The following is a 12281-nucleotide window of genomic DNA, read 5'->3' on the forward strand; positions in this document are numbered from 1 at the left end:
GAAAAGGACATGAACGCACACCTACAACCCACCGGCTCCGCCTATTTCATCCAGAAGGAAACGGCTGCCGTCGAAAATCACACGCTGTCGGTTCTCGTCAGCAACGAGCCGGGCGTTCTCGCCCGGGTCATCGGCCTGTTTTCCGGCCGGGGTTACAACATCGAAAGCCTGACGGTTTCGGAAACCGAGCATGAGGCGCATCTGTCGCGCATCACGATCGTAACGCGCGGCACGCCGATCGTGCTGGAGCAGATCAAGGCGCAGCTGGAACGCATCGTTCCTGTGCACCGGGTGCTCGATCTCACCGTTCGCGCCCGCGAACTCGGGCAGGAACGGCCGATCGAGCGTGAAGTAGCGCTGATCAAGGTCGCCGGTTCGGGTGAAGCCCGCGCCGAGACGCTGCGTCTTGCGGATGCGTTTCAGGCCAAGGTGGTGGACGCGACAGTCGAGCATTTCATCTTCGAAATCACCGGCAAGTCGTCCAAGATCGACCAGTTCGTGGCCATCATCAAACCGCTCGGCCTGATCGAGATCTGCCGCACGGGTATTGCAGCCATGAACCGCGGTTCGCAGGGGATGTGATCCTCCGCCTTTCGAATATCCTTGTAATACCAAGCCCGCGGTTCGCCGCGGGTTTTTTATGGGCTGCGCTCCGGTGAATTGATATTCAACCATATGGTTGACTTTTTAGTCTGGTGGCCTATATTCAACAACATGGTTGAATTATCTGTTCCACATCTCGACACTGTCTTTCATGCCCTTGGCGATGCGACGCGGCGCACGATGCTGCGCGATCTATCCCGTGGCGAGCGAACGGTGAGCCAGCTGGCCGAGCCGTTCGACATATCGCTGGCTGCGGCATCCAAGCACATCAAGGCGCTGGAAAACGCCGGGCTTATTCGCCGTGAGGTGAGGGGGCGTACCCATGTCTGCCGCCTTGCGCCGGAACGGTTGGCAGAGGCGCATGAATGGCTGGATTTCTACCGGCAGTTCTGGAACAGCCGCCTCGATATTCTTGAGCAGATGCTCAGGGAGGATGATCAGGGAAAATCCCCTGCAGATGGAGGAAATGACAATGGCTGATATTGCAACGCCTGACGCTTATGGCCGGCTCGTCGAGCCTACAACGCTGAAGATAGAACGGCTCCTGCCGGGACCAATCGAGCGGGTCTGGGCCTATCTGACACAGAGCGAACTTCGTCGCCGGTGGCTGGCGTCCGGCGAGATGCGGCTTGCGCCCGACGCACCATTTGAACTCGTCTGGCGCAACGACGAGCTTTCCGACCCGCCGGGCAGCCGCCCGGAAGGTTTTTCCGAAGAGAACAGGATGACCTCACGCATCATCACTGTCGTTGCGCCGCACCGCCTCGTCTTCACCTGGGGTGAGAGCGCAGAGGTGTCGATCGAGCTTCAGGCTCTGGGTAAGGAAGTGCTTCTGACACTGGTTCACCGCCGGCTTGCGGATCGCACGACCAAGCTCAATGTCAGCGCTGGCTGGCATGCGCATCTCGACATTCTCGCCGCCCGTCTTCAGGAAAAGGAACCGGGGCCTTTCTGGGATAGCTGGCTGGGGCTGAAAGAGGAATATGAGCGCCGCATACCGTAACTGGGTGTAGCTTGTCTGGTAGACTGACGGCGCGGTTCGCTGCGCCGTTATTGAATTGAAATGTTGCGGCCCAAAGCATCAGTTCGCAGGGCTCACACTTCGATTCAATTGCTTGAGTGCGTGATTCCGAAAAACATCTTAATGCTTTGTTTAATCACAGCATTTCCAGCGCCGTCTTGCGTGTCGGTGGAGGGAAGGCGGCATCCAGCGCGGCCCAGTCCTCATCGGTGATTTCGAGATCGGTGGCACCTCGGTTCTCCTCCACGCGTGCGGCGCTGGCGGATTTTGGAATGGCGATGACGCCTTCTCTTTCCAGAAGAAAGGCCAGTGCCAGTTGCGCAGGCGTAGCCTGATAGGCCTTGGCGATGCGGATGAGTTCGTGGTTGTTGAGGATGCGCCCCTGTTCGATTGGTGAATAGGCCATCAGCGGCACGCTGTGCCACTGACACCAGGGCAGAAGCGAAAATTCCGGTCCGCGCCGGGAGAGATTGTAGAGCACCTGATTTGCGGCGCAATTCTTACCGTCGGGAACAGCGAAAAGCTCCTCCATGTCGTCGGTGTCGAAATTCGAGACGCCCCAGTCGCCGATCTTGCCGGCTTTTTTCAGCTTTTCGAAAGCGGCCACCGTTTCTTCCAGCGGGTGATCACCACGCCAATGCAGCAGATAGAGATCGAGGCGGTCGGTGCCAAGCCTTGCGAGGCTGCGCTCGCAGGCCTCAATCGTGCCTCGGGCGCTGGCGTTCCAGGGATAGACCTTGCTGACCAGAAACACCTCGTCGCGCCGGCCGGCAATCGCCGTGCCCACCACTTCTTCGGATCGGCCGTCTGCATACATTTCGGCCGTGTCGATCAGCGTCATGCCGAGATCGATCGCCTTGCGAATGCTCTCGACTTCCTGCGGAGCCGATGATCTCATCTCGCCCATGTTCCAGGTGCCGAGGCCAAGGGCTGGTATCTCTTTTCCGGATGGCAGGGTGACGGAAGGAATGTCGTCATACATCGGTTCGCTCCAGCGGTTGTTGACGGAGAATAGCCCTTTGTTTCGACTTCTCAAACCCGGCATGGAAAGGATCGATCCATCAAAAAATTTGACTACGCCTATCGGTTGATCGGACTGGTTTGATGGTGGTTCGGCGGATAGGGTCTTTTCACAGGAGAGATCATGACTGTCGAAACCCTCGTTGCGCTGGTGCTGTTTGCCTTCACAACCTCCATCACGCCCGGCCCGAACAATATGATGCTTTTTGCCTCCGGCGTGAATTTCGGTTTCCGCCGCACGATCCCGCATATGCTGGGCATCGGGGCGGGGTTCCTGTCATTGCTGATCGGCGTCGGATTTGGGCTTGGCGCGCTGCTGCACTCTGTGCCCTTGCTCTATACCGTGCTGAAATTCGCGGGCGGACTTTATCTCGTCTGGATCGCGTGGAAGATCGGCACGTCCCGCAGCCTGAACGAGGGTGCTGCCGCATCGGTGCCGATGAGCTTTCTTGCCGCCGCAGCCTTTCAGTGGGTCAATCCCAAGGCTTGGGTAATGGCCGTGACCGCGATGGCGACCTATACGGATGAGCGGCAATATCTCGTCACCGTTTTGATCGTCGGCGTGGTTTTCGCCGCCGTCAATCTTCCCAGCGTTTCGACCTGGGCGGGCTTCGGTTCGGCCCTGCGTGACTGGCTTTCCGTTCCCGTGCGGCTCAAATGGTTCAACATCACCATGGCCGTCCTTCTCGTCGTCAGCCTCTGGCCGATGTTGAAATAGGTGTTCTCCCTTCGTCATCCCTGTGCCTGTCGCATGGATGTGGGGTGGGGGTATAGGTTATTCTACGCAGGGAACTGGCGGTAACATTCCTCGGCGATCTTCTGCACCTCGGCGCGCGTCAGCTCGGCAGAAACGGCATAGCCCAGTTCGTTGTCGATCCAGTAAAAGGTCTCGACGCCATCGGCGCTCGCCATGCGGAAGCTGGTGGTGCGGTTTTCCTCGTTGTGGCCGACCAGCACCGTTACCCGGCGGCCGGTCTTGTCCTGATACATCAGCATCGCCCCTGGCTTGCCGCTGACGGGGATCAGGCGCCCGCCGACGAGATCATATCCGATCTTGGAAAGATCGGGGATGGCGAAGGGATAACCGAGCCTTTTGCCGAGCCATGTTGCAAGGTGCTGCTGCTGTTCGGCTCCAACTTCAACGGGGTGGCGCACCTCGCTTGCATAGATGAGATAGGCCGATTTCGCCTGCGCGGGAATGTCAGTCGTCAACGACGCCAGAACCACGTCCTGCGGCGTGGCGAGCGGCGACGGCACAAGCCTGCCGGCTGCCGCACCCGCCGCGAAGATCAGCAACACAGCTGCCGTTCGCAGAAGAACCGGTTTCAGCCGCCACGCGGGCGCCTGTTTTCTTTCGGCAAGCATCGCGGTGTCGTGCGGATGTTCGGCGGCATAGGCGGCGAATGCGGCTCGCAGGGTTTCAGCCTGTTTTTTCCAGTCTTCCACACGCTCCCGCTCCTGCGGCCTTTCGGTCAGCCAGGCCTCGACAGCCGCGCGGTCGTCTTCGGACAAAAGCCCATCGACATACGCGTGCAGATCGTCTTCGGTAATGGCATCGGGCCTTTTCATCGTGGTCTCCGCAGGGGAATGATATTGTCCGCCGCCAGGTGCTGGCGCAGGGTTTCGCGGGCGCGGGAAAGTCTGGACATGACGGTACCCACGGGGATCGACAATGTCTCGGCTGCCTCCTGATAGCTGTAGCCTTCCACCGTCACCAGCATCAGCACCGCCCGCATCTCTGGCGAAAGCAGCCCGAGCGCGACGTGCAGCCTATCGTTTTCCAGCGTGTCGCCGAGTGTGTCGGCAACGGCCAGGCTTTCATGGCCGTCGAGACTTTCGGACGGGTGACGTTTCGCGGCGCGGTGGCGGTTGCGATAAAGATTCGTCATTATCGCGTAAGCCCATGATTTCAAAGCCGTTCCGTGCCATTGCCTCTTGTTGGTCAGCGCCTTTTCCACGCAGTCCTGCAATAGGTCCTCGCCATCGGCGTCGGAGCGGGAAAGGCTGCGAGAATAACGCCGCAGCATGGGTATCAGCGCCAGCATCTCCGCCTCGAAGGAGCCGGCTGCGGGGGAGAGGCTCCCCCGCGTATTGCCATTCATGCCATCATGGTTTTGCGGCATCCCATACACCGTTCATACCGTCGCCGGTTGCATCGCCTTTTTTCATGTCCTTGGCCCAGTAGTAGAGCGGCATGCCGTCCTTTGCCCACTGCATCTTGCCGTCCTTGCGCGTCACGAGAGAATAGGCGCCTTCGGCCTTGTCGCCAGTAGCCGCGAAGAACGGCGGCCAGTTGGTGGCGCACTTGTCATAACAATTGGATACGCCCTTCTTGTCGTTCTTGAAAGTGTAGAGCGTCATGCCTTTTTCGCCCGCGAGCACATTGCCTTTGGCGGTCTTGACCGTTTCGACCGCGGGTGCCGCATAGGCCGTTCCGGCAAATGCCAAAACGAGGGCGGGAACGATAAAGCGGATTTTCATGGACATATCCTCCTTGGTTCGGGCGGCTTCTGCCGCCAGCACATCAAAAGACACCGCAGGTCACTGCTTTATTCCCTCCGCCGGTGCGATTTTTAAACTTATCCGTTGAGCTAAGTGTTTCGCCGTGATAGTTAGTCTTATGGATAACTATTCAGTGCCACTTGACGATATCTTCCAGTCCCTTGCCGATCCGACACGACGGGCCGTGCTTTTGCGGTTGGGCAGCGGGGATGCGAGCGTCGGCACGCTTGCCGAACCTTTCGCCATGGCCCTGCCGTCGTTCATGAAACATATCCGCCAGCTGGAAGGAGCGGGGTTGATCGTGACGCGCAAGCAGGGCCGGGTGCGGTTCTGCTCGCTGGAGAAACAACGGTTTTCAATGATCGAGGGCTGGCTTTCGCAACAGCATGCCATCTGGGAAGGCCGGACGGACCGGCTTGAACAGTTCGTCATGGCGCAACAGGACAGGACCTCCGATAAAGGGGAGAATGACAAATGACCGACACTTTCAATCCCGATCTCGATCTGAAGATTTCAAGGATCATCAGGGCGCCGCGCCAGCTGGTCTGGAACGCCTGGGTCGACAAAAACAGCCTCGAACAGTGGTGGGTGCCGCATCCCGGCAAATGCCGTGTCGAGAAAATGGAGCTTTTCCCCGGCGGCGCTTTCGAGACCCGCTACAGCGAAGACGGTAAGGCATTTGGCGATCACATAAGCGGATGTTTCCTGGCGGTGGATCATGAGGAGCGGCTGATCTTCACCGACGCGTTGACGGCAGGCTTTCGCCCGTCCGCCCGCCCATTCCTCACCGCCGTCATGACGTTTCGCGACCATCCCGAAGGCATGGAATATGTGGCCTATGCCATGCACAGAAACCCTGAAGATCGCGACAGGCACGCGGAGATGGGCTTTTTCGACGGCTGGAACACGGTTGCCGAACAACTTGCGCAGCTTGTCGAAAGACAGGCGATCAATTGAGGCGCATCAACCGAACAGGGCAATATCCGGCTTGGTCAGCATCAGCCAGATGATGCCGAGAACCGCGAAGAAAGCCGGAAAACCGCAGGCAAACCAGATGCGGTAGAGACGGAACCATTGCTGCGGCAGGGCCTCTCCGGTTGCGGCGCAATCGCGGGCGATATCGCGTAGCTTGATCTGGATCCACACCACCGGCAGCCAGAAAATGCCGGTGAAGACATAAAGGCAGAGCGAAAGGGCGATCCAGCCTTCGCTCAGCGGCCAGCCGATGATGCGGGCGAGGAAGTAGCCGGTGACCGGCTGGATGATCGCCGCCGTGGCGGTGAAGATGGTGTCGGCGATGACGACCGTGCCCGAAACATGGGCGATCAGCGCTGGGTTTGCCGTCCGCCGCGCCATCACCATGAAAAACGCTATGCCAGCCCCGGTGCCGAACAGCACGGTTGCGCCGATGACATGGGCGAGCCGCAGAAGGTCTTCAGGTGTCATCAGCGTTCATCCAATGTGGCAAGGGCGACAAGTGTAAGGGCGATGGAGGGCAGGACCTTGACGAGGGGGCCGAGCGGATCGAGCCACAGACCCGGCTCCAGCAGACTGCCACCAGTCAGATAGGCGGCGGTGACCAAGAGCATGGCGACGAGCGCTTTTCTGGCAAGTGGTCTTATCAGGACGGTGACACCCAGGGCGATATCGATGAGGCAGGTGGCGAGTGTGAGGGTGACGGCCGGCACTTGCGGCATGAAGGGCAGGAAATGCGCCGCCGAGCTGTCGATATCAAGCAGCGGTACGAGGCCGGACAATAACCAGAACAGCGACAGGCAGAGAATGAGGACGGGTTTGAGCAGATATGATCTGGCAAACCACAGGTCCTGCACGCCGGAAGGGTGAGCTGCCAGCGTGTCCCTCAAGCTCTTGAGCGACGTCGTCGCTTTTGGCGCGCTGTTCTCCGTCACGATACCTTCCGACATCACCATCATGGCGGTTGAGCGCAACGGCGACCGCCAGCCGAGCTTTCCCGCAATATCCGCCGTGAGGGCGACGGGGCGCATGAAGGCAGCCGGAAGATTTAGCGCGGGAGCAGGGGTGAGGCCGAGCCATTGCCGGTGCGCAGCGACCACGCCTTGCAATTTCAGCGTTTCGTTTGCTGCCAGCTCGATATCGCTACCTGACGGGATTTCGCCATCTATTGCCGCGCTGACTGCCAACGCGACATCTTCGACTGCGACGGTCTGTACAGGCATCTTGCCGTTTACGAGCGGCACAGCGAAAGGGAAGCTTGCAAGCGCGCGCACGAGTGCTGTGCCGCCATGGGCGTTGCGGCCGACAACCAGTGCGGGGCGGAGAATGACAAAGCGCAGACCGCTTGCGGCAAGTGCCACATCGGCGCGGCGTTTGGTGGCGAGGAAGGGCAGTTGGGAAGCGGCTCCGGAAGTGCGAGCCGATATCTGGATCACCAGCTTGCCACCCGCATTTACCGCTGCCTGGTAGAGCGCCAGCGTCGCCTTTTCCTGCGTCGCGGCAAGATCATCCGACAGGCCGTCCTGAAGCGCACCTGCGCAATTGACGATGGCGTCATGGTCGCTAACGAGTGCCGCCCAGTTGGCTGCACTGGTCATAAGCGAGAGATCGGCCGGAACCCAGCTGGCGAAAGGCCATTTATCTTTAGCTCGCGCAATGGTGCGAGCCAGCCCAGTAACGGTGTGACCTTTGCCGTGAAGGCTGCGGATCACTTCGGAACCGATGAAACCCGTTGCGCCCAGAATCAATATCTTCATACGCGGCATGATACCCGCCATGGTTTAAAAACCAGCCGTGTTTTATTGCCGCATTCTGATGGTGTGATTCATCTTTCGTTCTTTTTCTGTTGCGCACGGAGCTCGAATCCTGCGATGAGGGCGCATGTTATTTTCACCGCAACAGGACGAAGCGCTCAAGGCTGTTTCCCGCTGGCTGAAGGAAGGCCGGACGCCGGTTTTTCGGTTGTTCGGTTATGCCGGAACCGGAAAGACAACGCTTGCCAAACATTTCGCGGAAAATGTCGATGGCGAAGTGCTGTTTGCGGCCTTCACCGGCAAGGCGGCGCAGGTGCTGCGCTCGCGCGGGGCGACCAATGCCCGCACCATCCATTCGCTGATCTACCGCCCGCGCGGCGAAGAGACCGTGGAAGACGAGGAAACCGGCAAGACCTCGGTCGCACCGATGTTTTCCATCAACCGCCAGAGCCCGCTCGCCAAGGCGGCACTCATCATCATCGATGAATGTTCGATGGTGGATGAGCAGCTCGGCAAGGATCTGATGAGCTTCGGCACGCCGATTCTCGTGCTCGGCGATCCCGGGCAGTTGCCGCCGGTTTCAGGCGGTGGCTTCTTCACGGAGCAGGAGCCTGATTACCTGCTCTCCGAAATTCATCGGCAGGCCAAGGACAATCCCATCATACACCTTGCCATGGATGTGCGGGAAGGCCGCGAGATCATGCGTGGCGATTACGGTGCCGCGCAGGTGATTTCCAAGTCTGAGGTGACACAGTCGCTCGTGCTCGATGCCGATCAGGTGCTCGTCGGCACAAATCGCACGCGCCGTCGTTATAACCAGCGGCTTCGCGAGCTGAAGGGATTTACGGCCGATTATCCGCAATCCGGCGACAAGCTGGTTTGCTTGAGGAACGATCCGGCCAAGGGCCTGCTGAACGGCTCTCTCTGGCAGGTCATGAGTTCGTCGCGCGAGACGGTGAAACCCGGCATCAACCTGATGATCCGGCCTGAAGACGACGACATGGATCGCGGCGCGGCCAAGATCAAATTGCTGAAGGCGGCTTTCGAGGATGTGGAAACGGAAATTCCGTGGACCACCCGCAAGCGTTATGACGAGTTCGATTTCGGCTATGCGCTGACCGTGCACAAGGCGCAGGGTTCGCAGTGGAACAATGTGGTTCTCTTTGACGAGAGCTATGCCTTCCGCGATTCGCGCGAACGGTGGCTTTACACCGCCATCACCCGCGCCGCAGAAACACTCACAATCGTTCGCTGAGATAGAGCATTTCCGGTGAATAGCGGTACACCTTCAATGCTCCAATTCTTTTGTCTGCGCATTGTCCGGACGGAAAACCGCTGTGCAGTTTTCGTGGAAATGCTTTGTCAGGCGCGGATGACACCGAGCAGAACCGCTTTGGCAACCGCCTGAAAGCGGTTGCTGGCACTGAACTTGCCGATAATCTTCGCCTCCAGTTCGTTGAGGTCGTTACCTGAAAGGCCGAGAGCGCGCGCGAGCCTTACCGGGGCGTACCCCTCCGCCATCAGTTCCAGGCATTTTCGCTCGTTGTCTGTCAGCGCGATATCCTTGCCCGGTCCCCGCTCAGCGGCGTCGAGGCCATCAGTATCGTTATCGGTGGCGAGCAGTTCCTCGATCTGCTGGGCCTGGCGCTGAAGCGTGGAGCGTTCCGCGGTCAGTTCTCTTTTTCGCTGCCGCAGCGCGGAGTGGAATATCTCGTCCGCTTCTTCCTGCGAGAGAGAGCGGGCAAGTTTTTCCATGATGTCTGTAATGGCTGCGACGGAAATGCCGACTTCGCGACAGACATTTATCACCGCCATGCGTTGCACGTTGCGGTGGGAATAAACCCGCATCTGGCCAATGCGTTTCGAGGTCAGCAGCGCCTTTTCTTCGTAGAAATGCAGGGTCCGGTGCGTTACGCCGAAAATGTTGGCCATGTCGGCGATGGGAACCGGTTCGGCGGGCAGGGAGGAGGGCAGGCTTATATCCGGTAAAAAGCTGCTGATCCTTAGATTGGGTTTGTCCTCGTCGCCGTGTTCAAACGGCATCCTGCCATTCTGCATCGTTTCCCCCTTCGCGCGTTTTGACAGTGTGCCTGCTTTTTATGGCATTCGTTACTTGTTCCCCACCGCAGACCTGTCTTCTGATCAAGACATTTTGCCGATGCTGCATGAGAACCGTAACCTGTATTGCCTGCTTTCGTTCCCGTATCCTTAAAAAATTTTATCGGCCTCCTTGCGGTCGGCGTCAACCTGCGTGAAACAGGATGTCAATTCCGAACCGGAGCCTCGATGTCATGCCCGCAAAACTTTCCGTCAATCTGAACGCAATTGCCATGCTGCGCAACCGTCGCGATCTCCCATGGCCGGATGTCGCGCATTTCGGGCATATTGCACTCGCTGCGGGTGCTAGCGGGCTGACTGTACACCCTCGGCCGGACCAGCGCCATATCCGCTTTTCGGACTTGCCGGTGCTGCGTGCGCTCATCGATGACAGTTTCCCAAGCGCGGAATTCAACATCGAAGGTTATCCGACCGAGGATTTTCTCGTTCTGTGCGAACAGACCCAGCCTGAGCAGGTGACGCTGGTGCCCGACGATCCGTCGCAGGCGACATCAGACCATGGCTGGGATTTCCGCAAGCACGCGGTTTTCCTGAGAGAAGCCGTTGGGCGCCTTAAGGCTGGCGGTATGCGGGTTTCGCTTTTTGCCGATGGTGACGGCGAGCGCGAAGCGGTGGAGCTGGCGGCTGAGACGGGTGCTGCCCGCATCGAGCTCTATACCGGTCCCTATGGCGGCTGTTTTGACGATCCGCAAAAGGGTGACGCGCTTCTGGAAAAACTCGGACAGACGGCGGATTACGCCGCAGCGCTCGGGCTTGCCGTCAATGCCGGGCACGACCTGACTGTAGCAAACCTGCCCAAGCTTATGAAACGCATACCTTATCTCGCAGAGGTCTCCATCGGTCACGGGTTGACGGCGGATGCGCTGGAATATGGTATGGCTGAAACAGTCCGGCGTTTTTGTCGCGCCTGCGGTCAGGCTATTTCATAACCAAAGTCATTTTTTTTGCCTATAATCTGCTTGCGCATGCTCCGTGCGCGAGCTTTTAAAGGCAGAGACACATGCAAGAACATCACGTTGTCGTCGTGGGTGGAGGCTTCGGCGGCTTACAAATGGTACACGGGCTGGAGGGGGCCCCTGTCCGCATCACATTGATTGACCGCCGCAACCATCATCTATTTCAGCCATTGCTTTATCAGGTTGCGACGACGGCTCTTGCGACATCCGAAATCGCCTGGCCGATCCGCCATCTTTACCGAGACCGCAAGGAAGTGACGACGCTGCTTGCGGAAGTGAACGGCGTAGACCGTGACGCGCGCACCGTGCATCTGAGTTCCGGTCAGGTCATCGGCTTCGATACGCTGGTGCTGGCCACCGGCGCCCGTCATGCCTATTTCGGCCGTGACGAATGGGAGCGTGCCGCTCCCGGCCTCAAGACGCTCGAGGATGCAACGACGATCCGCCGCCGCCTGCTTCTGGCTTTCGAGCGCGCGGAACTTGCCAGCAGCGAAGAGGAACGGCAGGCGCAACTGACCTTCGTCATCATCGGGGCAGGCCCGACGGGCGTGGAAATGGCGGGCATGATCGCCGAGCTTGCCCACAAGGCGCTGCCGCCGGAATTCCGCAATGTGGATACCAGAAAGAGCCGCGTGCTGCTTGTCGAGGCAGGTCCGCGCGTTCTGCCGGTTTTTACGGACGATCTTTCGGCCTATGCCAAGCAGGCGCTTGAAAAGCTCGGCGTCGAGGTTCTGCTCGGCACACCGGTGACGGCCTGCACCGATGAGGGCGTGACGGTGGGTGAGACCTTTTATCCGTGCCGCACAGTGGTCTGGGCCGCCGGCGTGCAGGCGTCTCCCGCTGCAAAGTGGCTGAATGCCGCTGCCGACAGGGCGGGACGCGCTCTCGTCGGGCCGCATCTCAATCTGGAAGACGACCCCAATATCTTCGTCATCGGCGATACGGCCGCCGTCAATCAGGAAAACGGCAAACCGGTGCCGGGCATTGCGCCTGCAGCCAAGCAGCAGGGCGCCCATGTGGCAAAGGTCATCAAGGCGCGGCTATCCGGAGAGCCGGAGCCCGCGCCGTTCCGCTACAGCCATCAGGGTAATCTGGCGACCATCGGCAAACGCGCGGCGGTGATCGATTTCGGCAAGTTCAAGCTCAAGGGCGTGCTTGCATGGTGGATCTGGGGGCTTGCCCATATCTATTTCCTGATCGGAACGCGCTCGCGGCTGGCCGTGGCGTGGAGCTGGCTGTGGATTTACCTCAGCGGCCAGCACAGCGCGCGGCTGATCACCCAGAAAGAGACGTTGAAGGACGAGGCCTGAGGGCAGGGCGGATAAAGGAAAG

At 59.3% G+C, this 12281-nt stretch carries 16 protein-coding genes; 9 read left to right on the top strand and 7 right to left on the bottom strand.

Translation table 11 applies throughout. The annotated features are described in order from the left end of the window. The first annotated feature begins 9 nt into the window (after nt 1-9). The 3 genes from ilvN to FB593_RS14665 all read left to right on the top strand — a co-directional run bounded on the left by ilvN (nt 10) and on the right by FB593_RS14665 (nt 1606). Nucleotides 10-582, top strand: a complete 573-nt coding sequence (ilvN, locus tag FB593_RS14655; RefSeq protein WP_003513099.1) for an acetolactate synthase small subunit — start codon at nt 10-12, stop codon at nt 580-582. A gap of 132 nt (nt 583-714) precedes the next feature. Then, a complete protein-coding gene (locus FB593_RS14660) occupies nt 715-1083 on the top strand; it encodes an ArsR/SmtB family transcription factor (protein WP_003513097.1) in 369 nt (122 codons plus the stop codon). Next, nucleotides 1076-1606 carry an SRPBCC family protein gene (locus FB593_RS14665; protein ID WP_112290548.1) on the top strand — a complete coding sequence of 177 codons (531 nt, stop codon included), beginning with the start codon at nt 1076-1078 and terminating at the stop codon, nt 1604-1606. Before FB593_RS14660 ends, FB593_RS14665 begins: the two co-directional genes overlap by 8 nt. Nucleotides 1607-1760: 154 nt before the next feature. Here the strand turns inward: FB593_RS14665 and FB593_RS14670 are convergent, their stop codons facing one another. After that, complete coding sequence (locus tag FB593_RS14670; RefSeq protein ID WP_013636471.1) at nt 1761-2606, bottom strand: aldo/keto reductase; 846 nt, start codon at nt 2604-2606, stop codon at nt 1761-1763. Nucleotides 2607-2768: 162 nt separating this feature from the next. Between FB593_RS14670 and FB593_RS14675 the strand changes: the two genes are divergently transcribed. Beyond that, nucleotides 2769-3362 carry a LysE family translocator gene (locus FB593_RS14675; RefSeq protein ID WP_013636470.1) on the top strand — a complete coding sequence of 198 codons (594 nt, stop codon included), beginning with the start codon at nt 2769-2771 and terminating at the stop codon, nt 3360-3362. A gap of 62 nt (nt 3363-3424) precedes the next feature. Here FB593_RS14675 and FB593_RS14680 read toward each other — a convergent pair whose 3' ends face one another. The 3 genes from FB593_RS14680 to FB593_RS14690 are packed head-to-tail and all read right to left on the bottom strand — an operon-like array spanning nt 3425 to nt 5131. Next, entirely contained in the window at nt 3425-4213 is a 789-nt protein-coding gene (locus FB593_RS14680; RefSeq protein WP_013636469.1) for an anti-sigma factor family protein, read from the bottom strand. After that, entirely contained in the window at nt 4210-4767 is a 558-nt protein-coding gene (locus FB593_RS14685) for an RNA polymerase sigma factor (protein WP_013636468.1), read from the bottom strand. Before FB593_RS14685 ends, FB593_RS14680 begins: the two co-directional genes overlap by 4 nt. Continuing rightward, entirely contained in the window at nt 4751-5131 is a 381-nt protein-coding gene (locus FB593_RS14690; protein ID WP_075807749.1) for a hypothetical protein, read from the bottom strand. Before FB593_RS14690 ends, FB593_RS14685 begins: the two co-directional genes overlap by 17 nt. Before the next feature lie 133 nt (nt 5132-5264). On the opposite strand from FB593_RS14690, the gene FB593_RS14695 reads away from it, so the two are divergent. Both FB593_RS14695 and FB593_RS14700 read left to right on the top strand, forming a co-directional pair. After that, the gene (locus FB593_RS14695; protein WP_025593992.1) at nt 5265-5624 is read left to right on the top strand and encodes an ArsR/SmtB family transcription factor; all 360 of its coding nucleotides are present in this window, start codon (nt 5265-5267) and stop codon (nt 5622-5624) included. Then, nucleotides 5621-6103, top strand: a complete 483-nt coding sequence (locus tag FB593_RS14700) for an SRPBCC family protein (protein WP_111798721.1) — start codon at nt 5621-5623, stop codon at nt 6101-6103. The genes FB593_RS14695 and FB593_RS14700 overlap by 4 nt, the downstream gene beginning before the upstream one ends. A 6-nt stretch (nt 6104-6109) precedes the next feature. Here the strand turns inward: FB593_RS14700 and FB593_RS14705 are convergent, their stop codons facing one another. Together FB593_RS14705 and FB593_RS14710 are read right to left on the bottom strand one after the other, a co-directional pair. Continuing rightward, the gene (locus tag FB593_RS14705; RefSeq protein ID WP_065702377.1) at nt 6110-6592 is read right to left on the bottom strand and encodes a DUF2269 family protein; all 483 of its coding nucleotides are present in this window, start codon (nt 6590-6592) and stop codon (nt 6110-6112) included. Then, nucleotides 6592-7878 carry an SDR family oxidoreductase gene (locus tag FB593_RS14710; protein ID WP_186447922.1) on the bottom strand — a complete coding sequence of 429 codons (1287 nt, stop codon included), beginning with the start codon at nt 7876-7878 and terminating at the stop codon, nt 6592-6594. Before FB593_RS14710 ends, FB593_RS14705 begins: the two co-directional genes overlap by 1 nt. Nucleotides 7879-8002: 124 nt before the next feature. On the opposite strand from FB593_RS14710, the gene FB593_RS14715 reads away from it, so the two are divergent. Further along, nucleotides 8003-9130 (top strand): ATP-dependent DNA helicase, encoded by a 1128-nt coding sequence (locus FB593_RS14715; RefSeq protein WP_003513075.1) that lies wholly within the window; start codon nt 8003-8005, stop codon nt 9128-9130. Nucleotides 9131-9237: 107 nt separating this feature from the next. On the opposite strand, the gene FB593_RS14720 is transcribed toward FB593_RS14715, so the two are convergent. After that, on the bottom strand, nt 9238-9933 hold the full coding sequence (locus FB593_RS14720) for a MerR family transcriptional regulator (RefSeq protein WP_003513073.1): 696 nt from the start codon (nt 9931-9933) through the stop codon (nt 9238-9240). Nucleotides 9934-10166: 233 nt separating this feature from the next. Here FB593_RS14720 and FB593_RS14725 point away from each other — a divergent pair, with 233 nt between their 5' ends. Together FB593_RS14725 and FB593_RS14730 are read left to right on the top strand one after the other, a co-directional pair. Next, nucleotides 10167-10922, top strand: a complete 756-nt coding sequence (locus FB593_RS14725; RefSeq protein ID WP_003513071.1) for a pyridoxine 5'-phosphate synthase — start codon at nt 10167-10169, stop codon at nt 10920-10922. Nucleotides 10923-10993: 71 nt separating this feature from the next. Next, nucleotides 10994-12259 carry an NAD(P)/FAD-dependent oxidoreductase gene (locus tag FB593_RS14730; RefSeq protein WP_080798232.1) on the top strand — a complete coding sequence of 422 codons (1266 nt, stop codon included), beginning with the start codon at nt 10994-10996 and terminating at the stop codon, nt 12257-12259. Nucleotides 12260-12281 lie beyond the last annotated feature (22 nt).

The organism is Rhizobium sp. SJZ105 (assembly GCF_007828365.1).
Lineage (GTDB): Bacteria > Pseudomonadota > Alphaproteobacteria > Rhizobiales > Rhizobiaceae > Agrobacterium > Agrobacterium tumefaciens.

Coding starts and splice junctions, on each gene's coding strand:
- FB593_RS14675 (WP_013636470.1), top strand. CDS start 2,769: ATGACTGTCGAAACCCTCGTTGCGCTGGTGCTGTTTGCCTTCACAACC.
- FB593_RS14705 (WP_065702377.1), bottom strand. CDS start 6,592: ATGACACCTGAAGACCTTCTGCGGCTCGCCCATGTCATCGGCGCAACC.
- FB593_RS14720 (WP_003513073.1), bottom strand. CDS start 9,933: ATGCAGAATGGCAGGATGCCGTTTGAACACGGCGACGAGGACAAACCC.
- FB593_RS14695 (WP_025593992.1), top strand. CDS start 5,265: ATGGATAACTATTCAGTGCCACTTGACGATATCTTCCAGTCCCTTGCC.
- FB593_RS14665 (WP_112290548.1), top strand. CDS start 1,076: ATGGCTGATATTGCAACGCCTGACGCTTATGGCCGGCTCGTCGAGCCT.
- FB593_RS14685 (WP_013636468.1), bottom strand. CDS start 4,767: ATGCCGCAAAACCATGATGGCATGAATGGCAATACGCGGGGGAGCCTC.
- FB593_RS14730 (WP_080798232.1), top strand. CDS start 10,994: ATGCAAGAACATCACGTTGTCGTCGTGGGTGGAGGCTTCGGCGGCTTA.
- FB593_RS14710 (WP_186447922.1), bottom strand. CDS start 7,878: ATGAAGATATTGATTCTGGGCGCAACGGGTTTCATCGGTTCCGAAGTG.
- FB593_RS14690 (WP_075807749.1), bottom strand. CDS start 5,131: ATGTCCATGAAAATCCGCTTTATCGTTCCCGCCCTCGTTTTGGCATTT.
- FB593_RS14700 (WP_111798721.1), top strand. CDS start 5,621: ATGACCGACACTTTCAATCCCGATCTCGATCTGAAGATTTCAAGGATC.
- FB593_RS14715 (WP_003513075.1), top strand. CDS start 8,003: ATGTTATTTTCACCGCAACAGGACGAAGCGCTCAAGGCTGTTTCCCGC.
- FB593_RS14725 (WP_003513071.1), top strand. CDS start 10,167: ATGCCCGCAAAACTTTCCGTCAATCTGAACGCAATTGCCATGCTGCGC.
- FB593_RS14670 (WP_013636471.1), bottom strand. CDS start 2,606: ATGTATGACGACATTCCTTCCGTCACCCTGCCATCCGGAAAAGAGATA.
- ilvN (WP_003513099.1), top strand. CDS start 10: ATGAACGCACACCTACAACCCACCGGCTCCGCCTATTTCATCCAGAAG.
- FB593_RS14680 (WP_013636469.1), bottom strand. CDS start 4,213: ATGAAAAGGCCCGATGCCATTACCGAAGACGATCTGCACGCGTATGTC.
- FB593_RS14660 (WP_003513097.1), top strand. CDS start 715: ATGGTTGAATTATCTGTTCCACATCTCGACACTGTCTTTCATGCCCTT.